This is a genomic window from Parendozoicomonas sp. 2304DJ65-17 (assembly GCF_058148445.1).
Genome location: NZ_JBYVJV010000001.1, coordinates 925,219 through 946,449, shown reverse-complemented (window position 1 = coordinate 946,449; position 21,231 = coordinate 925,219). Strand labels below are relative to the sequence as shown.

General features: G+C 47.9%; 24 protein-coding genes. 9 read left to right on the top strand and 15 right to left on the bottom strand.

Annotation, left to right across the window (positions count from 1 at the left end):
* Positions 1-36 precede the first annotated feature (36 nt).
* Both ACY2RR_RS04270 and ACY2RR_RS04265 read right to left on the bottom strand, forming a co-directional pair.
* Positions 37-1,302, bottom strand: coding sequence for an MFS transporter (locus ACY2RR_RS04270; RefSeq protein WP_490106905.1), 1,266 nt, complete (start codon positions 1,300-1,302; stop codon positions 37-39).
* Positions 1,303-1,373: 71 nt separating this feature from the next.
* On the bottom strand, positions 1,374-2,360 hold the full coding sequence (locus ACY2RR_RS04265) for a nucleoside hydrolase (protein ID WP_490106904.1): 987 nt from the start codon (positions 2,358-2,360) through the stop codon (positions 1,374-1,376).
* A gap of 403 nt (positions 2,361-2,763) precedes the next feature.
* Between ACY2RR_RS04265 and trpS the strand changes: the two genes are divergently transcribed.
* From trpS to ACY2RR_RS04250, 3 genes are all read left to right on the top strand, one after another.
* Positions 2,764-3,777, top strand: a complete 1,014-nt coding sequence (gene trpS, locus ACY2RR_RS04260; protein WP_490106903.1) for a tryptophan--tRNA ligase — start codon at positions 2,764-2,766, stop codon at positions 3,775-3,777.
* 97 nt (positions 3,778-3,874) lie between these two features.
* Complete coding sequence (locus ACY2RR_RS04255; RefSeq protein WP_490106902.1) at positions 3,875-4,543, top strand: alpha/beta hydrolase; 669 nt, start codon at positions 3,875-3,877, stop codon at positions 4,541-4,543.
* A 92-nt stretch (positions 4,544-4,635) separates the two neighbouring features.
* A complete protein-coding gene (locus tag ACY2RR_RS04250) occupies positions 4,636-5,130 on the top strand; it encodes a DUF1097 domain-containing protein (RefSeq protein WP_490106901.1) in 495 nt (164 codons plus the stop codon).
* A gap of 57 nt (positions 5,131-5,187) precedes the next feature.
* Here ACY2RR_RS04250 and ACY2RR_RS04245 read toward each other — a convergent pair whose 3' ends face one another.
* Positions 5,188-5,514 (bottom strand): hypothetical protein, encoded by a 327-nt coding sequence (locus tag ACY2RR_RS04245; RefSeq protein WP_490106900.1) that lies wholly within the window; start codon positions 5,512-5,514, stop codon positions 5,188-5,190.
* Between the two features lie 103 nt (positions 5,515-5,617).
* Between ACY2RR_RS04245 and dbpA the strand changes: the two genes are divergently transcribed.
* Together dbpA and ACY2RR_RS04235 are read left to right on the top strand one after the other, a co-directional pair.
* A complete protein-coding gene (gene dbpA / locus ACY2RR_RS04240; protein WP_490106899.1) occupies positions 5,618-6,997 on the top strand; it encodes an ATP-dependent RNA helicase DbpA in 1,380 nt (459 codons plus the stop codon).
* Between the two features lie 85 nt (positions 6,998-7,082).
* Complete coding sequence (locus tag ACY2RR_RS04235) at positions 7,083-7,304, top strand: DUF2835 family protein (RefSeq protein ID WP_281646991.1); 222 nt, start codon at positions 7,083-7,085, stop codon at positions 7,302-7,304.
* Here ACY2RR_RS04235 and ACY2RR_RS04230 read toward each other — a convergent pair.
* Positions 7,288-8,322, bottom strand: coding sequence for a phosphotransferase (locus tag ACY2RR_RS04230; RefSeq protein ID WP_490106898.1), 1,035 nt, complete (start codon positions 8,320-8,322; stop codon positions 7,288-7,290). The two genes, ACY2RR_RS04235 and ACY2RR_RS04230, sit on opposite strands and share 17 nt — an antisense overlap.
* A 101-nt stretch (positions 8,323-8,423) precedes the next feature.
* On the opposite strand from ACY2RR_RS04230, the gene ACY2RR_RS04225 reads away from it, so the two are divergent.
* Entirely contained in the window at positions 8,424-9,350 is a 927-nt protein-coding gene (locus ACY2RR_RS04225; RefSeq protein WP_490106897.1) for a phospholipase A, read from the top strand.
* Between the two features lie 157 nt (positions 9,351-9,507).
* On the top strand, positions 9,508-10,149 hold the full coding sequence (locus tag ACY2RR_RS04220) for a hypothetical protein (RefSeq protein ID WP_490106896.1): 642 nt from the start codon (positions 9,508-9,510) through the stop codon (positions 10,147-10,149).
* A gap of 65 nt (positions 10,150-10,214) precedes the next feature.
* Here ACY2RR_RS04220 and ACY2RR_RS04215 read toward each other — a convergent pair whose 3' ends face one another.
* Positions 10,215-10,886, bottom strand: a complete 672-nt coding sequence (locus ACY2RR_RS04215; protein ID WP_490106895.1) for an NAD(P)H-dependent oxidoreductase — start codon at positions 10,884-10,886, stop codon at positions 10,215-10,217.
* Between the two features lie 148 nt (positions 10,887-11,034).
* Here ACY2RR_RS04215 and ACY2RR_RS04210 point away from each other — a divergent pair, with 148 nt between their 5' ends.
* Positions 11,035-11,400 carry a winged helix-turn-helix transcriptional regulator gene (locus tag ACY2RR_RS04210; RefSeq protein ID WP_490106894.1) on the top strand — a complete coding sequence of 122 codons (366 nt, stop codon included), beginning with the start codon at positions 11,035-11,037 and terminating at the stop codon, positions 11,398-11,400.
* Positions 11,401-11,452: 52 nt separating this feature from the next.
* Here the strand turns inward: ACY2RR_RS04210 and ACY2RR_RS04205 are convergent, their stop codons facing one another.
* The 5 genes from ACY2RR_RS04205 to ACY2RR_RS04185 all read right to left on the bottom strand — a co-directional run bounded on the left by ACY2RR_RS04205 (position 11,453) and on the right by ACY2RR_RS04185 (position 16,200).
* The gene (locus ACY2RR_RS04205; RefSeq protein WP_490106893.1) at positions 11,453-11,704 is read right to left on the bottom strand and encodes a YfhL family 4Fe-4S dicluster ferredoxin; all 252 of its coding nucleotides are present in this window, start codon (positions 11,702-11,704) and stop codon (positions 11,453-11,455) included.
* A 34-nt stretch (positions 11,705-11,738) separates the two neighbouring features.
* Entirely contained in the window at positions 11,739-12,230 is a 492-nt protein-coding gene (coaD, locus tag ACY2RR_RS04200; protein WP_490107051.1) for a pantetheine-phosphate adenylyltransferase, read from the bottom strand.
* Between the two features lie 118 nt (positions 12,231-12,348).
* Positions 12,349-13,959: a GMC family oxidoreductase gene (locus tag ACY2RR_RS04195; RefSeq protein WP_490106892.1), complete on the bottom strand. Its 1,611-nt coding sequence runs from the start codon at positions 13,957-13,959 to the stop codon at positions 12,349-12,351.
* A gap of 26 nt (positions 13,960-13,985) precedes the next feature.
* Complete coding sequence (locus tag ACY2RR_RS04190; protein ID WP_490106891.1) at positions 13,986-14,573, bottom strand: hypothetical protein; 588 nt, start codon at positions 14,571-14,573, stop codon at positions 13,986-13,988.
* A 172-nt stretch (positions 14,574-14,745) separates the two neighbouring features.
* On the bottom strand, positions 14,746-16,200 hold the full coding sequence (locus ACY2RR_RS04185) for a coniferyl aldehyde dehydrogenase (protein WP_490106890.1): 1,455 nt from the start codon (positions 16,198-16,200) through the stop codon (positions 14,746-14,748).
* A gap of 156 nt (positions 16,201-16,356) precedes the next feature.
* Between ACY2RR_RS04185 and ACY2RR_RS04180 the strand changes: the two genes are divergently transcribed.
* Positions 16,357-17,019, top strand: coding sequence for a TetR/AcrR family transcriptional regulator (locus tag ACY2RR_RS04180; RefSeq protein WP_490106889.1), 663 nt, complete (start codon positions 16,357-16,359; stop codon positions 17,017-17,019).
* 13 nt (positions 17,020-17,032) lie between these two features.
* Here ACY2RR_RS04180 and ACY2RR_RS04175 read toward each other — a convergent pair whose 3' ends face one another.
* The 5 genes from ACY2RR_RS04175 to ACY2RR_RS04155 all read right to left on the bottom strand — a co-directional run bounded on the left by ACY2RR_RS04175 (position 17,033) and on the right by ACY2RR_RS04155 (position 21,145).
* Positions 17,033-17,608 carry a prepilin-type N-terminal cleavage/methylation domain-containing protein gene (locus tag ACY2RR_RS04175; RefSeq protein ID WP_490106888.1) on the bottom strand — a complete coding sequence of 192 codons (576 nt, stop codon included), beginning with the start codon at positions 17,606-17,608 and terminating at the stop codon, positions 17,033-17,035.
* Positions 17,609-17,644: 36 nt separating this feature from the next.
* Complete coding sequence (locus tag ACY2RR_RS04170; RefSeq protein WP_490106887.1) at positions 17,645-18,112, bottom strand: pilin; 468 nt, start codon at positions 18,110-18,112, stop codon at positions 17,645-17,647.
* A gap of 82 nt (positions 18,113-18,194) precedes the next feature.
* On the bottom strand, positions 18,195-19,181 hold the full coding sequence (locus ACY2RR_RS04165; protein ID WP_490106886.1) for a hydrolase: 987 nt from the start codon (positions 19,179-19,181) through the stop codon (positions 18,195-18,197).
* Positions 19,182-19,219: 38 nt separating this feature from the next.
* Positions 19,220-19,828, bottom strand: coding sequence for a 16S rRNA (guanine(966)-N(2))-methyltransferase RsmD (gene rsmD / locus ACY2RR_RS04160; RefSeq protein ID WP_490106885.1), 609 nt, complete (start codon positions 19,826-19,828; stop codon positions 19,220-19,222).
* Between the two features lie 45 nt (positions 19,829-19,873).
* A complete protein-coding gene (locus tag ACY2RR_RS04155) occupies positions 19,874-21,145 on the bottom strand; it encodes a cation:proton antiporter (protein ID WP_490106884.1) in 1,272 nt (423 codons plus the stop codon).
* Positions 21,146-21,231: the final 86 nt, after the last annotated feature.

Genomic DNA, 21,231 nt, shown 5'->3' with positions numbered 1-21,231 from the left:
TTTTGCGGTAACCTTATGCCAACAGAACCTGACACATCAAGCCGGTTGAGGGTTCTTGCCAGTGCGCTTTTCAGCGGGTTTCATTGAAAGCAGCGCAAACATGCCGGTAATGCTCAAAATCCAAATACATATCGGACCACCTTGCCAGGGGAAATAATCACCGAGCCACTGTGCAATTGCTGGTGAGGGGGCGGAAATAAGACATTGGGATAAACCCCAGGTTCCGGCTATAGCTGTGCAGCGAAGGTGAACCGGGAACAGGTCGAACACCATTTTAAATACCGGAGCTTCAAATGCACAGGTTCCGAATGCCATCAAACACATACCGGCACTGCTAACCCATACGCTGCCAAGTGAAGCCAGATAAAAGTTCAGGGTTGATGCTGTGACTTGGAGTAACAGGCCACAAAGCATGACTTTTATTGGATTGGTTTTATAAGCCAGCATGGCCATAACCGGTAAAAGAATAAATTCGATTATGGCATCGAGGCCAACAATGCTGCTGGCGGTACTGGCTGAGAAATAACCATTGGCCACAACAAACGTATTCCAATACATATTGGCGGTGTAAGTGGTTACGCCCATCAAAGATGCAAGGCAGATAACTTTCAGAGAAGCTGCTTTATGTTCTCTCAGAATGATTGTCATCACCGGGAAAAAAGATAACTTCTTAACTTTTTCTCTGTCGAATTCTGGTGATTCGGGAAGATTTCGGCGCATTAGCATGACCAGAAACGCCGAACAGCAACAAAACAGGAAGGGAATCCGCCAGCTCCACTCCGGCATACCCGGAAGATTCACAACAGCTGTTAATAAAGCACCACTGGCAATGCCTAAATTTCCTCCCCAGTTTGCCCATGACCCTGCGAGATAAGGATTGCCCGGGCGGTGTTCAATCATAAACATGGCGGAGTTCGTAAACTCACCTGCCACAGCCAAGCCCTGCATAAACCGGAACAACATAAGTAATAAGGGTGCGGCCAAGCCAATAGTTTCATAGGTGGGTAGAAAACCTATACCGGTGGTTGCCAGCGTCATCAAAGCAACAGAAATTGTTAAACCGGTTTTGCGACCGTAATGATCGCACACAAACCCAAACCCAAAACCACCTAAAGGTCTGGCCAGGTTTGTAGCGAAGAACAGGCAGAACATAAAGAACATGGCCTGAGAAGGGTTGTTTTCAGGAAGAAACAGTTTAGAAAGAACAGGAACAAGGTAGAGATAAGCGGAGTATTCCATCCACTCAATAGTTGCCCCCATACTTCCCAGTAAAACCGGGTTTTTTAATGCTGCTTTTAGCATTGGTCATGCTATCCCGCCTGAAACGCAAACAGGATAGATCACATTGTGTGAGTCGTTTTCAGATTGCTGTCTTATTCACTGGGTGGTTGAGAGGAATGTAGATTGATTCCAGCTGCGTAGAGCTGATAAAACAAATCCCGGTTTGCGTTTGCTGCGAATCGCAGTTGTTTACCGGATGAGGTTAGCTTTAATGCGCCTGCGCTGTCAGACGACATTTCAGTGTTAATGGAAAGTGTTTCTTCCTGATAAGTGACAACCTCAGGGCTGGAAACAGCAACTGCTGCCAGAAGATCCCAGAGATACCAGGAAAAATCGCCATTTTTATTACGCCAGCCTTCAATTGTATCGAGGATGAATTGCTGCACTGGTGATTGTGATTGCTGCATCATATGGTGCAGAAACTCGTTATTCATCGGAACAATATTCGTCGCATCAAGGGGAATTAAATCGATAGCTATTGGGAGTTTGGCAACCTGTTCAACCGAGCCGGGGTCAAGGTAAAAGTTCCACTCCGCTGTATCGTTTTTATCGTGATGTTCGGGAACCGCATGGACATTTCCGGGAACATCAACAGCTCCACCCATAGCTATTATTCTTTCAGTTTTCTCTGTTAATTCAGGAAATTGAGAGTAGGCATGAGCCAGATTTGTCCACGGCCCCAAAGCGAGAATTGTGACGGGCTTTTCAGAGTTATTGATGACTTCCGCAATCAGCGCTGCGGCTGAGCCTGAATCACGTATTGTACGTTCTGATTCCGGCAGGATTATTCCCTGTAATTGATCCGCTCTCTTACGAATACGTTCAGGAAAACTGTTTTTCCCTGTTACAGCTTTTTCAGAACCCGTTGCTACAGGAATATCAGCAGCATTTGCCAGATCCAGCAGTTTGAGTACATTTAATGCGGCAGGCTCTGGGTGTGCCTGACCGGTTCCGCTTACGGTAATGGCTTTGATTTCAACTTTGGGGTCGGCAAGCAAGTAAAGAATGGCTGGCCAGTCATCACCCGCCATATCAGTATCAATAATCAGGGGCGTTCTGGACGGATCTGAATTGATCACAGTTTTCGCATTCCCAAAAGAAGAAAGAGATGCTACCAGAATGAAAAGGGCACCTTTTAAGAAACCTAAGCATTGAGAATACTTCATATCCAGAATTACTTAGCCAGTAAAAAGAGAATGGAGAAAGTAGCAGATGTATGAGAAAGAGCCTGTGCCTTTCGAATGAAAGGCACAGGCAAAGGGGTAATCTTCAACTTCCTCTACTTCTGGCTCTGCGACAGGAGAGGGTAATGTCGTGCAATCGTTGCAGGATTTAAAGTATGTAAATAAAGGTTGGTTTGGTGATTTGCCAGCACAGGGCTGCTTAACTATTGCTGTAAACCTGAGGTTCCTTATAATCCTGAACCTTTGCAGGCCTGAGTAAATCCATGCTCTGTGCCGATACTGAGACAGACGGTTCTCCATGAGCACAATCAAGACCCTGACCGGCATCAAGCCCACCGGTACTCCCCATCTGGGCAACTATGTTGGTGCTATCCGGCCGGCCATTGAAGAAAGCCGCCGGGACGATATCAAGTCCTACTATTTCCTGGCTGATTATCACGCGATCATCGGCTGCTGGGATCCTGAGCAGATCCATGAATCTACCCGCAATATTGCCGCTACCTGGCTGGCTTTAGGGCTGGATACTGACCGCGCGACTTTCTACCGTCAGTCCGATATTCCTGAGATTCCAGAGTTGTGCTGGATGCTGAACTGCATGGCAGCCAAGGGGTTGATGAACCGTGCTCACGCTTACAAAGCGGCAATGGATGCCAACGTGGCGGAAGGTAATGATCCTGACAAGGCTGTTACCATGGGTTTGTATGGCTACCCGGTACTGATGGCTGCGGACATCCTGATGTTCAACGCCAACCGTGTACCAGTTGGCCGTGATCAGGTTCAGCATATTGAAATGGCCCGTGATATTGGTGCCCGTTTCAACCATATCTACAAAGGCGATTACTTCACTTTGCCAGAAGCCGTTGTTGGTGAGAATAACGCGGTTCTGAGTGGTCTTGACGGCCGTAAGATGAGTAAGAGCTACGGCAATGTGATTCCGCTGTTCTGCCCTGAGAAGAAATTCCGCAAATACATTATGAAGGTTGTAACTAACAGCCTTGAGCCGGGTGAGCCAAAAGATCCTGAAGGTTGCAGTCTGTTCCAGATTTTCTCCGCTTTTGCTAAAGACGAAGCAGAGATTGCAGCCAAGCGTAAGCAGTACGAAGAAGGTGCTGGTTGGGGCGCTCTGAAGCAGGAACTGTTTGAGTATCTGAACGAAGAGCTGAAAGGCCCACGTGAAGAGTATGATCGCCTGATCGCTGACCCTGCCTTTATCGAAGCAGAGCTGAAGAAAGGGGCAGACAAAGCACGTGAAGAAGCCGCACCTTTCCTGAAGCAGCTGCGTGAAGCGGTAGGCTTCCGTTCACTGGCATAAGTCAGAGCTGTTACAAAAGCCGGGCCGGTTCTACTGATGTAGGATGAGTGTCCGGCTTTTTTGTATCCCCAATTTAAAGTCGCGCTGGAGAATAATTATGAGCACAGCACCACTGAAGTTTCTGGAAAATCGCTCACGCAATGGAAGCAAAACCTGTGTTGTTTTGTTTCATGGCTATGGCGCGTCTATGGCAGACCTATACGGGATTTCTGATTATCTCGATCCGGAGAAAAGCTGTGACTGGCTTTTCCCTGATGGCTGGTTAACCGCTGAAGGCGGAGGTCGGGCATGGTTTCCCATTGATATGGCCGAGTTTCAGGTCGCCATGATGACCGGAACTCCCAGAAACCTGAAAAACAAGAATTCTGAAGAGTTTCAAAAGTCTATTGAACTGGGCAAGCAGTTTATAGAACAGCTGTTGCCAGAATACGACAATGTGATTGTTGGCGGGTTTTCTCAAGGAGCCATGATCAGCTCTCATATCGCCCCGCAGCTGAGTAATCGTATAAAAGCGCTCTGGTTGTTCTCCGGAAACCTGATAGCAGAAGCCCAACTGGACTCATTACTTAATAACTCTCAGCCACTGGCATTACTGCAGTCCCACGGGCGGCAGGACCCTGTTCTGGGATTTGAGTATGGGCAGGATCTGTATAAGAAACTTGTGGATAACGGCTATTCCGGTGAATTTGTGGCTTTTGATGGCCAGCACGAGATTCCTCCGCTAGTTCTGGAAAAAGCCAGGTCTGTGTTAGCGGGGTGTAAGTAAGTTACGCGTTTTGTGTATGTAAAGCGCGTATTGTTGTGAAACGGGATGAACGATAAAACGGTTATTTAATAAACAAAATTAATTTAATTGTTATGTCCGTTCTTTTTGCAATAGCTCTAACCACAGGAATACTCTCCGGACTTTGGGGGTGGGTTTCCATTTCTTTGGGGTTGCTCACCTGGGCTGGCTTCCTTGGCTGTACAACCTATTTCGCCTCACCTGTTGATGGTGTGAAAGGGCTTGGCCTGAGCATGCTGACCAACCTCAGTGGCGTATTCTGGGCAGTTGTAATTATCCAGCTGTCTTCTGTTATGAGCCTTGAGATTCTTGGTTACGTTATTACCGCTGTTGTGTCGTTTATGATGTGCATTCAGGCGAAGAAGAGCTGGCTCAGTTTTATTCCTGGAACATTTATTGGTTCCTGTGCCACCTTCGCAGCTGACGGTAACTGGAAGCTAGTTATACCTTCTTTGCTAGTCGGGGCTCTGTTTGGCTACCTGATGAAAGCTTCAGGCCTGTGGTTACATCGCTGGATGGATAATAAAAACGCCGTTTCAAATACGACAGGTGAAGTGCAAACTTCTTAAGTTTTTATGCCGGACTCTAGGCGGAGAGGACGTTGTCGCTTCCGCCTTTCCGAGACATTATGAAATATGCCTTTTCAGGTCACCTGAAAGAATGCTGGTTATAAGGGTGATAATCATCACCGCCCCCAGAATACACGCCATTCGGATCCAATCCTGCTCGAACTGCATGCGTATATAAATCAGGCGGTAAGTTGTTGGCAGCCAAACCAGAAACGTTCCCGCTACCAGCCCGGCTTGTAGAAAAGAAACAGCCCAGGATCGTTTAACAAATAGCAGGCAGGGGGCAAGTGCTACAGCTATCGCTACGAGGCTGTTGCCAAAACGGAGAAAGTGAGCGCCCAGAACCAGGTAGGCAAGAGACAGCAAAGCAATGCGCCACCACATAAATAATCCTTAGAAAACGTATTTTCGACGGATGATACAGGATTTACTGCAGCTGCAGAGCTGTTACCATTGCCCGCCTTGTTTTCCTGCCTGACCAAACATCATGTCTGACTCCCGCTTTTCTTCTCTGGAACTGTCCAGAGATATGCTTGCCAACCTGGAATCCCTTGGGTATCAGACCATGACACCCATTCAGGAGCAGAGTATTCCTCATGTTCTGAAGGGGCAGGACCTTATCGCCCGTGCGAAAACCGGTAGTGGTAAAACAGCCGCGTTTGGTATCGGCCTGCTGTCCAACCTGAATGTGCGTAAGTATCGCGTACAGGCTCTGGTTTTGTGTCCAACCCGTGAGCTGGCGGATCAGGTAGGCAAGGAATTGCGTCGTCTGGCTCGTTTTACCCACAACGTTAAGGTGCTGACTCTTTGCGGCGGTATGCCTTTTGGCCCGCAGATTGGTTCTTTGGAACATGGTGCCCATATTGTTGTGGGAACACCGGGGCGTGTGCAGGAACATGCCTGCAAAGGCACTCTGAAGCTGAACGATATTTCCACTCTGGTTCTGGATGAAGCGGACCGTATGTTGGATATGGGCTTCCGTGATGCTATCGCCGATCTTGCCAGTCAGACTCCATCCAATCGTCAAACATTGCTGTTCTCCGCCACATATCCGGAAGGCATTAAGGAAATCAGTCGTGAGTTCCAGAAAAAGCCTGTTGAGGTAAGTGTGGAATCTCACCATGACGACTCCGTTATAGAGCAGCGCTTCTTCCTAACCTCTCGTTCTGGCCGTCGGGACGCTCTGGTGAAACTGATGGGGCACTATCAGCCAGAATCCTGTGTGGTGTTCTGCAATACAAAGGCTGAATGTCAGGATGTTGCGAACGCTCTATGTGACGAAGGGTTCCATGCTCAGGCTATTCATGGCGATCTGGATCAGAGGGATCGTGATCGTGTTCTGGTGCAGTTTGCCAATAAGAGCAGTTCAATTCTGGTGGCTACTGATGTTGCCGCACGAGGCTTGGATATCAAAGACCTGCAGGCGGTAATTAATTATGAAGTGACCCGCGATGCTGAAGTGCATGTTCACCGTATTGGTCGTACCGGCCGTGCCGGTAAAAAAGGCTTGGCGCTGAGTCTGTACACCGAGAAAGAACAGTACAAAATTGAAGATATTGAGGCTTACCAGATGCGGCCGGTGGAATATGGCAATCTGGCCGAGCTGAGAGAGCAGGATGCAGAGATTCTTCCTCCAATGGTCACGCTGAATATTGATGGCGGGAAGAAAAACAAGGTGCGCCCGGGAGATATTCTTGGTGCTTTGACCGGCGATGCCGGCATTCCCGGTAAGCATGTTGGTAAAATCGATATCTTTGATTATTGCGCTTATGTGGCGATTGAGCGTTCTGTGGCCAATCGGGCCCTCAAACGCCTGCAGAGTGGCAAGATCAAGGGAAGGCAGTTTAGAGTTCGAAAATTACGTTAATTTTCATGCATTTACTGGTTTTCTATTATTAATGGGTGGCCGCTGGAAATAGCGGCCGTGGATAGCCAGAAAGCAGGGATGTTGCATGCGTAAGTCGATAGTATCCATCAACCTTAACTCTGATCAGGTTCTTCAGTTCTACAAGCGGCAGAAGGAGCGGGTGCGGGCTGTTGCCGATGATGGAACCAGTATCAGTTTACCCTTTGATATCATTGCCCAGTTTGTTTCCCATCACGGCATTTATGGCCGGTTTGAGATCAGCTACGACAGCTCTGGTAAGTTCAAAGGCATCAGGCGGGTAGGCTAATCAACTCGCTGAATCTCAAAAGGTTCTTCAGGCGATCTTTCCATAACAATTCATCACATCCCCTCTCTCTATCTGCCAGCACATGGTAAAGCTGGCAGATGGATAACCAGGCAAACTCTTCCTTAAACTCATCAAATGGTGTGCCCAAGGCTGCATGGAGATGATAGGTCTTCAGGCTTCGCTCAATATCAGGAAAGTTTCCGGTAGAAAGCAGGGTAACCAGATCCCAGGTTGGGCTGTGGAGAGTTGCCAGATCAAAATCAAATAGCAAAGGTTCCTGCTGGCTGTTCTCTGGCATCCAGAAATGATGAAGAAAACAGTCACCATGGCAGATTGTAAGCCCTTGCTTACTCCTTAACCTCTTTCGTAGAGATGTTTCCCAGTAGTGAACAGCCAGAGGCAAAAGTTGTTTTATTTGCTGGTGATCTTCTGGCGGAAGTATGCGTTCGGGAAACTCCGCTACAAGTTCGCTGCAGATGGTCACGTATTCCAGTAAAGGTCTGGGCAGGTCTCGGTATCGCCCAGCTCCAAGATAACCTGCATGTTCAACGAGTGATTCCATAGCTTTATGGAAAGTAGCCAGAGCTTTAATCACTGTTGTTTGAAGGGAATGGCTGATGCGTGAACCGGTAAATGTTTGCACAGCGTTAAAGAGCTGGCGGTGAGTGTCTGTTTGATCGGGCATGATCAAAAAGCTGGTATCGTCTTCCAGAGTGCCAAAGGCGAGTACCGGAGTGGTTGGTACATTGCTGTCTGTTTTTATAATTTGATGAAAGAGTACCTCGTGTTCACCATAGCCCGCAGGTGACAGCTTGAGAATCAGTCGCTTTCTAGCTTTGGTAGTCGTGACGTTGAGCAGCCCAACCCAGGAGCTGTGTTCTCCCTCTATTTCCTCAAGTTCGCACTGGCTTATGGACTCTTTTGGGAGATTAAGAAAGCGGCCAAGTTCTTCGCATTGATTAGCAATTTCGCGGAGGAATGTCGGGCTGCTAAACAGCTCTATCAAATGTGAATGCACGGTCCCTGTGCTCCGGAAAACAGAATACATTCAGATTAGCCCCATATTCGAAAGCTGTGACTATTCTCTAGGGCTTTATCTGTAAGGTTCCGGTTGCTGTTATGACAACTGTGCGATCACTTCTGGTATTACCTGCTTTGCTTGGTTTGTCTTCTCTGGTGCTGTGTGAAGACTCGATCAGCCCGCCACCAACACCTGAGCAGGAACATCTGTCGCCAATTGATATTCGGATGCGGCAGCAGGAGCGAACAGAGAATAAGGATTTTGTCATTACGCCACTGGATCGTAATTATATTCTCCCTGTGTCGTACAAGCACAAACCTTATACCAGACCCTATGAGCAGTTCGATGTTAAAAACCGGGATCTGGATGATGTAGAGGTTAAGTTTCAGATCAGTATCGCCATCCCGCTTATGCAGGATATTTGGGGCCTGGCCGATCTGAAGGCTGGCTACACTATGACTTCCTGGTGGCAGGCTTATAACAAAGATATCTCCAGTCCGTTTCGGGAAACAAATCATCAGCCGGAAATTTTTCTGAGCTTTCCCATGAATAAACCGGCACTGGGTTCTCATCTACGAATGATGAATGTAGGCATCGCCCATCAATCCAATGGGCAGACGAAAGAGCTTTCGCGCAGCTGGAACAGAATTTATACCGAGTTCATTTTTGAAAACGATAACTTCGCTTGGGGTATCAAACCCTGGTACCGCCTTCCAGAAGATAAAAAGAAAACACCGGATGATCCCAAAGGTGATGATAACCCGGATATCTGGAAATACATGGGATACGGAGAGCTGCTAGCCAGCTATAAATGGGGAGAGCATAACTTTGGTATGTTGTTTCGTAACAACCTCAGAAGCTGGGATAAGAACAAAGGTGCAGTTCAGTTGGATTGGTCATTCCCCTTCTGGGGGCGGCTGCGGGGGTATGTGCAGTACTTTAATGGCTATGGCGAGAGTCTGATTGATTATAACGCCAGCTCAAACCGTATTAGCCTTGGAATTCTGCTGACGGATTGGCTGTAGCTGCAATAAGACTTAGAGCTGACGGTATGGAATTGAGGATCAGTACCGTCGGCTCAAAATGGAGTACCTCAAGACTTTGGTCTAATGGAGAGATTATCAAAAGCAACAATAATTTAACTTAAATCAAATAAATTAAATACACACATGGAGTTGAATTATGTTGAAAACTACAACGGATGTCGCAAGAACAAATTCATTTGAAATGAAGCCTTTGTCACAGGCTAGTGAAGAAACAACTTACAACTTCGGAAACAGAAGTTTCACTGTTGAGCCTCAGGCCAAGAAAGAACTCTCAGGTGAAGAGCTTAGAGCACAGAAAAGGCTGTTAGCTAAGTGCAAAGTTTCTGTTATCAAGCAATTTTTTACTTTTATCAAAACCCTCGTAGTGGAGAAAAAAAGTTTATCTGAGGCGGCTCAAAAAGCCCGCAACCTGAATAGTGGTAAAGTTAGTTCTTTATTAAGGAGCCTTGATCAGCATGAAGCAAAGGCTCTTACAGAGCTGGAAGTTGTTGGCGGTACTTTGCAGCATTTTGGTGAAGGTGGAGCCAAGTTGGCCAAGCGACTTGTTACTATGACTGAGTCAGAAGCACATAATCTTTTTAAGGCGCTGAGTAACGATATTAAAGAGTTGGAAAAAGAGGCAGAGTCTTCCCGTGATGAAGGTATGATTCACATGCTTACTGAGTGTCGCAGCTTAATAAGCTCTGCAGAGTATGAACTTAGCAGCCTTAGACGGGCTCGAGCTGCTAAACAGGCCGTTGCTAAAACCTTCCATGTTCAACTGAATCAGATTATCTGATAGCTGTTTTTTAACAACACCACAGGCCATCATCTATTGATGGCCTTTTGGTGCCTTTAGAAGATTTACTCGTACCACTTCACAACAATATCTTCACTGTGTCGGGCTTTAGGGAATGGCTCGTTTTCCCGGTAACCGAAAGCTGCCATAACGCTGACACCAAACTCATTGGTATCCAGCAGGCCTTCTTTTTCCATCAGCTCCTCCAGAGGTGCACGATCAAAGCCTTCGATGGGGCAGGAGTCGATACCAATTTGTGCCGCAACGCTCATCATATTGCCGAGGGCAATGTAGGTTTGCTTGCAGGACCAGTCGAACATGGCCCGAGGAGATTCTGTCAGTTTGAAATGATCTGTCTGGAACTCTTTGTAGAAATCACCTTTCATCTTGATGATATCTTCAGGCAACTGAGTCACATGGCGCATATGGTTCTGAATGTAATCGGCACCGTAATGCATGCTGGATTCTTTACGGGCAAGGATGATTACAAAGTGGCTGGCAGTCGGGAATTGCCCTTGTGCGCCCCAGCATAAAGGTTTCAGTCTTTCCCTGAGTTCAGGATTCTGGATAACCAGAAACTTCCAGGGTTCAAAACCAAAAGAGCTTGGCGAAAGACGTGCAGCTTCAAGAATAAAGCTGAAGTCTTCTGTGGAAATCTTTTTCTCAGTGTCAAAGCTTTTGCAGGCATGACGGAAGTTAAAAGCATCAATGATTTGCTGGCGCAGGGCGGATTTCATAACTCGGACCATATACAACAGTGGTTAGTCATGGAGTCTAGTTTTTTCAGGATAAATAAGGAAGAAAGCACAGAAATGTGAGGTAGTATAAAGAAATGTATTTAAGTATCATTTTTATACTAAAGAAATAACCTGAAGCTCATGAAGTATGAACAAAGAAGCGCTTGAGCAAGACTATGCCAGTGGAAAAAGACCATGCCCTGTTGAAGTGGCGCAGAACGCTATAGGTGGCAAGTGGAAGGGGGTCATCCTCTACAAGCTTCTGGAGCTGGAATGTTTGCGGTTCAGTGAGCTGAAAAGGCTTATGCCACGGGTGACTCAGCGGATGCTGACACTTCAGCTGCGCAGCCTTGAAGAAGATGGTTTGGTAGCTCGAAAAGTTTACCCGGAAGTTCCACCCAGAGTGGAATATCGTTTAACGGAGTTGGGCAAAACATTACGGCCGGTGATTTACGGTTTGATGGAGTGGGGAAAGTATTACGAAGAAGAAGCCCATGTTCAGGAAAGCGCGTAAATATTTACCCTTCAAATAAAAAGCCGCCTGAGCAGGCGGCTTTTGCATATCATCAGGCGTTGCCAGTGATGATATTGTATTTTTCCATCAGTTCATCCTGAGTTTCTTCGTTCTCAGGGTCTTTTGGAATGCAGTCTACAGGGCAAACCATCTGGCACTGAGGTTCGTCGTAATGACCAACACACTCTGTGCACAGGGTAGGATCAATTTCATAGATCTCTTCGCCTGGAGAGATTGCACTGTTCGGACATTCAGGTTCGCAGACGTCGCAGTTAATGCAATCGTCAGTAATCTTCAGGGCCATATAACACTCTTCTAAAACTTATATGCTCAGAGCTTTATGCGCGCTCAGGGCTGCCAAACTTCACTTTCAGAGCCTGCTCCACTTCCGGAGAAACAAACTTGGAAACGTCGCCATGCAGCGAGGCGATTTCCCGCACCAAAGTAGAAGAAATATAGGAGAATGCTTCTGAAGGTGTCAGGAACAGGCTTTCTACATTCGGAGCCAGAACACGATTCATGTTAGCCAGCTGGAATTCATATTCGAAATCCGATACCGCACGCAGGCCGCGCAGAATAACTCCGGCACCAACATCTTTAGTGAAATCGGCCAGCAAGTTGCTGAACCCCTGAACTTCAACATTGTCCAGATGCGCGGTTGCTTTTTCTGCTAGATCTACACGTTCCACAAGATCAAACAAAGGTTTTTTCTTGGGACTTTCGGCAACCGCAATAATCACCCGATCGAACAACAGGGAAGCCCGCTCTACAAGATCGCAATGCCCCCGGGTAATCGGATCGAATGTTCCCGGGTAGATAACTGTTCTCATCAAGGCTTTCAAGTCCTCTCGTTCACTTACTACTGAGGTCGACATAAATACTGGCAAAGCCAGCGATGCTAACCAACCCTAGGCTTCTGCACAAGACCATCTGTCTGCGTATTACCAGTTAAGTTCTGGTAATTACCGGTGATCCGAGCCTTTCGGCAAGGTTTGTAGCCATCCGTGCAGCCTGACCATAGACCGAGAGTTGCGGGTTGGCACCGATGCTGGTGGGGAACACCGAACCGTCGATAACCGAAAGATTATCCATCAGGTGATGTTCGCCAAGGCTGTTTACAACAGAGCGTTGTTGATCTTCTCCCATTGGGCAGCCTCCCATGACATGGGCGCAGCCAATCAGAGTGTCATACTCTCTGAGGTTTAACTCACTGATGCCTGTTTTGGCTTCTTTCCAGCTCTTGTAGTGCGGTGCGCCATAGTGATGAGGGCGAACTGTACTGGCACCGGCGGCAAACTGGATTTCTGCCATAGACAGCATCGCACGACGCATTCCATCCCACAGGTATTCGTTCATTTTGTAATCAAGAACCGGACTGCCATCGTTGCGCAGTTCAACTCTGCCGCCCTGACTCTGTTCATGGAAGCCATCTCTGAGCAGTGCAAGAGTCACGTTCATATACGGCAACAGGCTCATATTGTCAGCCAGGTCTTCACTTCTGGCCCGGAACAATGCAGCTGCGAGTTTTGGTTGCAGAGGCGGAACTTCCAGTTTGTAACCGATAGGGCCGGTAACACCATCTTTCCACTGGAAATGATCACTGTGAACAGATTGAGGCGCGCCGTAGTAACCATCAATTTTGTCTGGCATAACGGCGGTTGTCATGGGAACCGGGTGCAGGAATGTGCGTTTACCAACAATGTTGTAAGGATCAGGAATTGCTGATCGCATCAACACAGCGGGGCTGTTAATTGCGCCACCGGAAAGCACAAAATGTTTGGCTTTAACTGTAATGGTTTTACCGGTTGGTTTAACACAGTCTTTATCCATAGCCTGGCAAACAACGCCACTCACTTTGCCATTTTCATGCTGCAGATAATGAGCGCGGGCAAGGAAGAGTAGTTCTGCGTTTCGTTGCAGAGCACCAGGAATGGTTGTCACCAGCATGGATTGCTTGGCGTTGGTTGGGCAGCCTGTTCCGCAATATCCGAGATTCCAGCAGCCGGAGATGTTACGGGGAATCATCTTCCATTCGTAACCCAGAGCATCGCAACCTTTTTGCAGAATACTGTTGTTAGCATTGGGCGGCACTTCCCAGGTATGAACATTCAAACGTTCTTCCCGGTCTGCGAACCAGGGAGCCATCTCTTTAACTGATGTACCTTTTACGCCGAGTTCTGATGTCCAGTAATCCAAAGTTGGTTCAGGGGTGCGGAAGCTGGATGTCCAGTTGATAGTTGTTGAACCACCTACACTGCGCCCCTGTAGAATGGTAATGGCTTCATCTTTGCTGAGTCGTCCAACTGCTTCCTGATAAAGCGTTGCGTAGGCTTCCCGCTCATCCATATTAAAATCGTTGGATGACTTGAGCGGACCTTCCTCAATCATGACAACGTTGAAACCGGCCATTGCCAGTATTTCCGCAGTTGTGCCACCACCAGCGCCTGTGCCAACTATGGCAACATCAGCTTCCAGCGTTGTGTTTTTCTCAAGGCGCGATGCATTATGAACCTTCCAGCCACTGGCCACGCCTTCTGCAAACAGATCTTTAATAGCCATAAATCCCCCGCTGAATACGACAGCAATCAATAGTTATTAGGTTTTGTAATCAGAACGCTCGGGTAAAGTGCTCCAGGGTAATTGGAGTGTTTAAAAGATTCTGGCATTCCATACCATGACATAGACGTCAGCTGTACAAGGGAAGCATGAGCCATACGATTGAGATAGAGGCGACTGTGCTGCCAGCGATTCAGGAAGGCGTAAACTTCCTCAGTGGTCAGGCTATCCCAGTCTTTCCAGACTCCTGTTGCGAGACCTTTGGTTAAAGGCATGGTGGCAACATCGAACAACAGCCGAAGAACCTTCTGCAGTTCTGGGGACAGCTTGGCGCTGTGCCTATCCAGATCTCTGACTCCAATCATCAAGGTTTCTTCGTTAGGAATGGCATTGCCGATGATTCCCCGAAAAAGAGCCCTGATAAACGGGATATCAGTGTCTGCAAAAAATGCGTAGCCACTGGCTTTAGTAGCTGGTGCTGATCCGGCAAGAGAAAGAGTTGCGCCTGCTGTGGAGAGAATCGCTCCACCAATCAGGCCGGTTTTCAGAAAAGTTCGCCTGTCTAAGGAGGGGTTTAAACCGCCTGAGGCTTTCTCGGCAGAGGTGTTTTTATTCATATTTATTATGTTCCTGATGACCTGTGTACGGCTGAATAAACACAATGGCTCAATCCAGGTTTTCTGCTCATCAAAAAGAGGCCGCAGCCTTTGAACCGTTCATAATCTCAAAGGCTTGCGGCATCTGGCAGGGCTTTTTTCGTGTTTTGTCCGTCCTTTGCGGCACGAAGCCCTATCGAACGAATAATTTGAATACGATCTTGCCCAGTACACCGCCATAAGGAGGATACATAAACTTGGCCGCATTAAATTTGCCCTTCACCAATGTGCCTTTGGCTTTTGTGAAGGTTAGGAATCCCTCGTGACCATGGTAATGACCCATGCCGGAAGGACCAATGCCGCCAAATGGCATATCGTCTACTGCAACGTGAAGCAGGGTTTCGTTAATGCAGGCGCCGCCTGAGTGAGTTCCCTCCAGAACCTTTGTCTGGCACTGGTTGTTATGACTGAACAGGTACAGAGCCAGCGGACGAGGCCTGTCGTTTATGTAAGACAGTGCTTGGTCCATTGAATCGTAAGGCACGACTGGCATAACCGGGCCAAAGATTTCATCCTGCATAACCGCCAGATCTTCGCTGGCATCGGTAATAATATGCAAAGGCATGCGACGGCTGCCGTCGTTAACATTCTCTTCACCAATCACGTGAATACCGGCACCGCTCTCTCTGGCATCATCAACCAGCTTGTTCAAACGCTGGTACTGGCGATCGTTCACAATGCTAGTGTAATCACTGTTATTGGAAAGCTTGGGGTACATCTTATTGAAGACTTTGCGGTAGGCTTCAATAAAGGCTTCCTGCTTGTTTCTTGGGCAGAGGATGTAGTCTGGAGCAACACAGGTTTGGCCAGCGTTAAAAGACTTACCAAAACAGATACGTTCTGCGGCTTCTTCCAGATCAATATCGTCGGCAACAATCGCAGGAGATTTACCACCCAGTTCCAAGGTTACAGGGGTCAGGTTTTCCGCTGCGGCGCGCATAACAATACGGCCAACTTGGGTAGAACCTGTAAACAGCAGATGATCAAAAGGAAGCTTGCTGAAATCTGCAGCAACACCGGCATCACCGTTAACAACGCAGATCAGGTCTTCCGGGAAATTATCTTTCATCAGTTTGGCAAACAGATCTGCCGTTGATGGTGTGAACTCAGACATCTTCACCATAACGCGGTTACCTGCAGCCAATGCGCCAATCATTGGCAACACTGCGAGCTGAACCGGGTAGTTCCAGGGCACCATAATGCCAACAACACCCAATGGCTGGTAATGCACAACAGCTTTGGCTGGCTGGAGATGCTGACCCACATGACGCTTGCTGGGTTTCATCCATTTACCAAGCTTCTTACAGGTATAGTTGATGTCCTGGGCGATAGGCATCAGTTCGCCAAGCAGGGTCTCTTCTGGTGAGCGGCCTGCAAAATCATCGCTGATAGCTTTGATAATGGCATCCTGATTGTCCATCATAACCTTCTTGAGCTTCTGCAGGTTGCGAATGCGGTCTGCTTTAGAAGGCATGGGGTCAGCACGATAGGCTTTTTGCTGTCGTTCCAGTAATGGACGCAGGGAATCTTTTGTTTCCTGAGCAGCAGTCATGGTTTCAACGGCGGTAGCCATAGTAATTTCCTCCAACTCTGAGCGCCAATGTAGTAGGAATGCTGCAACTATAAAGGCGATATGGGTCTTGTTGTTGTTTTACCCTGTGTGCTGGATAATTTAGAGTAGTAACTCTAAAATGTAAATGGATAATGCATCCGCAACTCCGTATCAGTGAAGTATCAGAGATTCATGAGCACAGGTAAGGCTGGAAAAACCAAAGCCCGTATTCTGGAAGCATCCCGAGAGCTGTTTAACTCTCAGGGTGAAAGGCTTGTATCCACAAACCACATTGCCGCATCTCTTGAGATGTCTCCGGGCAACCTGTACTACCACTTCCGAAACAAGGGAGAGATCATTCAGGCGCTGTTTGGCGAGTTGTCCCTTGAAACCGTGAAAATGCTTACCTTCGATCCTGAAAAACAGTTCACCATAGAAGATAAAAGGCAATTGCTGGAAGACGTGGTGCAGCTTATGTGGCACTACCGCTTTATTTACAAAGACATTGAATATCTGCTCACAGAAAATGAACAGTTAAGAAATGGAATGCTGGAGCTGTCCCAAAGTGTGATTCTTCACATGAAACAGCTGTACCAGTTGATGGTTTCTGCAGGTATTTTCTGTGAAATCGAAGACCATGATATGGAAGCCCTGATATTCAACTCCTGGATGGTGCTGGTGTCCTGGGTAGGATTTGTGGGGGCAACTATTGCTTCCCGCACTGATGAGGAGTTTTCCAGAAATACAATTCATCGTGGCATCTATCAGGTGCTTATGCTTGATAAAAGCTATGTAATGCCAGATTACCGGGAAGACTTCCAGCAATTGCTTAATGAGTATTATGTAGCGGTATAAATGCTGCTAACCGTTACTCAATAAGCATACCGTCACTGGTCACATCAACTCCATCCACATGGATAGTCACAGTGCTTGTTACGTAGTTACTGCGGCACTCTGCTGGCAGGTACTTTTTGGGAAATCTCAGGTTTGTTCCGGTGTGATAGCCACAGTGCCATTCAATGGAGCCGTTGCTGATTGTAGGAAACATAACAACCCGGGATTCAATGGGCGCGTCACTGGGAGCTTTATCCGGATGGATAACCGCTGCCAGATGAAAGGGCGAATTTGTTGTGGTTGTTGGCCAGCAACGCATTTTGTCCATGAACTCTGTGCCGTTCAATACAGTGACGCCCTGAGAGCTGCAGTCATCCACACAGATGCTTTGGCAGAAACCACTGATAGAACCGTTCACTGAATAGTATTCAGTCGCATCACCTGCCACTTTCTTCAATTGAGGAATCAGCTCTCCACCCACAATCGAACGGGCGGTGTAGGTTTGGTAGGCAGGTACTGCAATGGCGGCAATGATGCCGATGATCGCAACAACGATCATCAGCTCTATCAATGTAAAGGCTGACGCTTTTCTGGATGTTGCTTGCTTCATCTGCTCTGCCACCTTGAGATTTTCGTAATCAGCTGTTTATCGGCAGTTGGCAGGCAGATAGGCCGGGTTGTCGATGCTATACAGCGGATCAGTATTACTCATGCAGGTCCAGCTAAGGCCGCCATCAGCGTCCACCACAGGCTTGAGCCAAATGATTTTGTCATTCATGTCCGCTGCAACCTCTGCGGAGAACCAGACTTCAAGAGCGACTCGGGTAGGAGACCAGGTAATCTGCTTAACAGAGCCGGTATTGGAGGAGTAATAAACGGTATTGCCAGCAACCCCCTGCACATTGGGGTCTCCTGGAAAACCGCCATTCACGGAGAAAAATTCAATAACGGCTGTTTTGGCGCCACTGGCCAGTTGTAAACCTTCGGCAACCTTCGAGCGCACGGCATTTTCCTGGTAGGCAGGAATAGCGATGGCTGCCAAAATGCCGATGATGGCGACAACAATCATGAGTTCTATAAGTGTGAAGGCGCTCTGGCGGCTCTGTCTTTCCATGACAATCTTTTCCCTAAACAATCAAAATTGGTTTAAGAAAAAGATTAGATGAATCTTTGTTGTTCGTTGTGGCCTTTTGGGGCTACATGGAGCCTTGTTCTACCAAAAAAACAGGAATACGCTGCTCCAGCCAGTAAACAGGTTTCAGACCATTCCGACTTATAAAGCCAACATGTCCACCGCCTTGAGTGAGTTCCATTTGGGTGCAAGGGCTCAGTTCAGATTTATCCGGTATGGAGTGGGGGAACAGGAAGGGGTCATCGTGGGCGTGAAGGATCAAGGTTTGGGTTTTGATCTGGTTAAGATGATTTCTGGCGCTACAACGCTCATAGTAATCCTCTACACCATTAAAGCCGTGGAGAGGAGCTGTGACCTGATCATCGTACTCATGAAACGTTTTCAAGTTATCCATGCTTCCAAGGGCATTCAGAGTTTGTAGCCGGTCATGCCAGCCCTGCTTTTGAAAATGGACTTTCTTGGTTTCTATATAGTCGACCATATCTTTCAGGAACCTGTCCCGATAGACGCGAGATAAGCCCTCATTAATCCGTAGAGAGCATTGCCCAAGTTCAAAAGGTACTGAGACAGCAACGGCGGCGTTGAGATGGGAGTTCTCGCCTTCTTCGGCAAGGTACTTCAGCAGCACGCTGCTCCCGAGCGAATAGCCAACCGCCATAAATGTTCTGCCGGGAAAGCGCTCTCGTAATGCGGAGATAACAAGTTTCAGGTCGCTGCTGATGCCGGAGTGGTAGCCCGTCGTTAAATCATTAGGTTCACCTCCGCAGCCACGAAAGTTCATAGCCACGCTGGGCATTCCCAAAGCTGCCAAAGAGTGCTGCAACCCAACGATATATTTTGATTGAGAGCAGCCGGTGAGACCGTGGAGCAAAATGGTCAAAGGTTTGGAATCGTTATGGCCAAACCAGTCCAGATTGATGAAATCGCCATCAGGTAACAGTAGCTTCTCCCGCTTACGTTCAGGGATCTCCTGTTTACGAAACAGTGGAGACCAGATTGTCTGCATATGACCGTGGGGCAGCCATAATGCGGGGGAGAAACTGGTCTTCATCGTAATATTTACCTCAGGTTTTTATTTTTATGTAAAAGTTAGGACATTCGGTAGAGGCGGCAGGCAACCTGTCCAGCAGTTTTCTCTTTCCATAGTTGCCAGTGATCTGGCACATCTGGTTGTCCAAGGCCGATTTCTGACTCAATATAAACCAGCCCATTCTCTGACAAATAGCCATTGTCGTTCAGCAAGCGACACACCGGTGCGACAAAACCTTTGTTAAATGGCGGATCAAGAAAAACCAGATCATAAGGTGCAGCTGATTTTTTAGTGAGCCATAGAGATGCATCAGTGTGAATAACATTCGCACTCTTACAATTTAGGGTATCCAGATTTTCTTTCAGCATTCTTGCAGCTGTTGGGGAATATTCAAGGAATGTCGTGTGTTCTGCCCCGCGAGACAAAGCCTCAAGACCAAGTGCGCCAGTTCCTGAAAATGCATCAAGGCAACGGGCTCCGCCAACCCAACCGGTCAGCCAGTTGTAGAGGGTTTCACGAATTCTGTCTGGAGTGGGTCGCAGCCCTTCAACTGCGGCAACTGGTAGTTGTCGACTGCGCCATTCTCCGCCAACAATGCGCAGTTTTCCTGCACCCCCGTGGCTTTTGACTGGCTTTCGTGAACTTTGAGATTTTCGCTGTCGGGACATGCCGTAATCTGGATTCTTAAATGCAAACAGCCATTTTACCCGCTTTTAGCTGGTTTTGTTGCTCGGGAGAAGACGTTTTAATAGCGGCTTCATGGTTGTTCCCTGAACGAGGAGAGTCCAGAGAATTACCGCCAGCGTCATATTGAATACCATGGTTCTTTGCGGGAAGTCTGGTCCGAGTGCCAGTATCAAAGCCATAGGCACGGCTCCCCGTAATCCACCCCAGAACATAATAAGTTTGTCGCCGTTGTTTATATGTTGGCCTGCTCTGGCAAAGAGGTTATATCCCGGAAGGATCAAATAAATAACAGCTAAGCGCGCCACCAGAACAACTCCGATAGCAACAAACAGCCAGTGCAGGGAAAGAATTGCTTTTGGTTTCAGCAACAGCTCTTCCTGCAACCCTAATAAAAGGAAGACATAACTGTTTGCCAGAAATGTTGCATAAGACCACCACCTCTGGGCAGCCATAAGTACCTTGTTGCCTAAGCGGGTTCGGGCGTAATAACCGCTGACCAGCCCAGCGGCGACACAGGCCATAACTCCTGATAATTCCAGATAATGATCTGCCAGAATAAAACTGCCCCAGGCGGCAACGTTGGAGAGGGTAATCTGAACCATACGATCATCGGTCTGCAGGCTGGCAAGCATGGAGATAAGTAATCCGATAATGGCACCAACGATTGCTCCACCCAGAAATATTCGCAGGAAATCCCATATTGCTGAGATGACCGTGGAATCATTAATCACCGGGGCAACAACCAGCCCCAGCATCACCTGAAACAATACGATGGCAGTGGCATCGTTAAACAGGCTTTCACCATCCATTAACAGTGATAACCGCTCTGGCGCGCGCACTTCCCGAAATAAAGCGATGACGGCAACGGGGTCTGTTGCAGAAATTAAGGCTCCAAAGACCAATGCCGGGAGCAGTGCAAGAGGTGTCAGCCAGCTCACCAGATAGCCAACGATAAATGTTGATATCAGCAGACCAACCACTGCCAGCAGTAAAATCGGGGCAAGGTTCCTGCGCAGCAGGCGCACATCCATAGCCAGACTGGCTTCATAAACAAGTGGCGGAAGCAGCACATAAAGTATCAGGTCATGGCTGAGGGTGACCTGACTGCGGATGGCGTTAGCGCTTTGGCTGCCCAGAGGTTCGAAATAGTCTGTAGTCAGGCCAGTAATTAACCCGGCTATTACTAGGCCAACCGTGTAAGGAAAGCGACAACGCTGCAGCGCCATCATAATAATCACTGCTAATAGAAGCATGGCGCTGAGTGTCAGCATCGGCTGGGCAAGGTGAATCTGTCCCATGATGAGCCTGTGGAGATACAGAAGGTGAGAATGCAGAGGTTAGTACAAGCTTCAGGTGTTGTTCTGTATGCCGGGATGGAACGTAT

Bases quoted from the DNA above. Each gene is read 5' to 3' on its own strand.
- ACY2RR_RS04270 (WP_490106905.1), bottom strand. From the start codon at position 1,302: ATGCTAAAAGCAGCATTAAAAAACCCGGTTTTACTGGGAAGTATGGGG.
- trpS (WP_490106903.1), top strand. From the start codon at position 2,764: ATGAGCACAATCAAGACCCTGACCGGCATCAAGCCCACCGGTACTCCC.
- ACY2RR_RS04255 (WP_490106902.1), top strand. From the start codon at position 3,875: ATGAGCACAGCACCACTGAAGTTTCTGGAAAATCGCTCACGCAATGGA.
- ACY2RR_RS04250 (WP_490106901.1), top strand. From the start codon at position 4,636: ATGTCCGTTCTTTTTGCAATAGCTCTAACCACAGGAATACTCTCCGGA.
- ACY2RR_RS04245 (WP_490106900.1), bottom strand. From the start codon at position 5,514: ATGTGGTGGCGCATTGCTTTGCTGTCTCTTGCCTACCTGGTTCTGGGC.
- dbpA (WP_490106899.1), top strand. From the start codon at position 5,618: ATGTCTGACTCCCGCTTTTCTTCTCTGGAACTGTCCAGAGATATGCTT.
- ACY2RR_RS04235 (WP_281646991.1), top strand. From the start codon at position 7,083: ATGCGTAAGTCGATAGTATCCATCAACCTTAACTCTGATCAGGTTCTT.
- ACY2RR_RS04225 (WP_490106897.1), top strand. From the start codon at position 8,424: ATGACAACTGTGCGATCACTTCTGGTATTACCTGCTTTGCTTGGTTTG.
- ACY2RR_RS04220 (WP_490106896.1), top strand. From the start codon at position 9,508: ATGTTGAAAACTACAACGGATGTCGCAAGAACAAATTCATTTGAAATG.
- ACY2RR_RS04215 (WP_490106895.1), bottom strand. From the start codon at position 10,886: ATGAAATCCGCCCTGCGCCAGCAAATCATTGATGCTTTTAACTTCCGT.
- ACY2RR_RS04210 (WP_490106894.1), top strand. From the start codon at position 11,035: ATGAACAAAGAAGCGCTTGAGCAAGACTATGCCAGTGGAAAAAGACCA.
- ACY2RR_RS04205 (WP_490106893.1), bottom strand. From the start codon at position 11,704: ATGGCCCTGAAGATTACTGACGATTGCATTAACTGCGACGTCTGCGAA.
- coaD (WP_490107051.1), bottom strand. From the start codon at position 12,230: ATGAGAACAGTTATCTACCCGGGAACATTCGATCCGATTACCCGGGGG.
- ACY2RR_RS04195 (WP_490106892.1), bottom strand. From the start codon at position 13,959: ATGGCTATTAAAGATCTGTTTGCAGAAGGCGTGGCCAGTGGCTGGAAG.
- ACY2RR_RS04190 (WP_490106891.1), bottom strand. From the start codon at position 14,573: ATGAATAAAAACACCTCTGCCGAGAAAGCCTCAGGCGGTTTAAACCCC.
- ACY2RR_RS04180 (WP_490106889.1), top strand. From the start codon at position 16,357: ATGAGCACAGGTAAGGCTGGAAAAACCAAAGCCCGTATTCTGGAAGCA.
- ACY2RR_RS04175 (WP_490106888.1), bottom strand. From the start codon at position 17,608: ATGAAGCAAGCAACATCCAGAAAAGCGTCAGCCTTTACATTGATAGAG.
- ACY2RR_RS04170 (WP_490106887.1), bottom strand. From the start codon at position 18,112: ATGGAAAGACAGAGCCGCCAGAGCGCCTTCACACTTATAGAACTCATG.
- ACY2RR_RS04165 (WP_490106886.1), bottom strand. From the start codon at position 19,181: ATGAAGACCAGTTTCTCCCCCGCATTATGGCTGCCCCACGGTCATATG.
- rsmD (WP_490106885.1), bottom strand. From the start codon at position 19,828: ATGTCCCGACAGCGAAAATCTCAAAGTTCACGAAAGCCAGTCAAAAGC.
- ACY2RR_RS04155 (WP_490106884.1), bottom strand. From the start codon at position 21,145: ATGGGACAGATTCACCTTGCCCAGCCGATGCTGACACTCAGCGCCATG.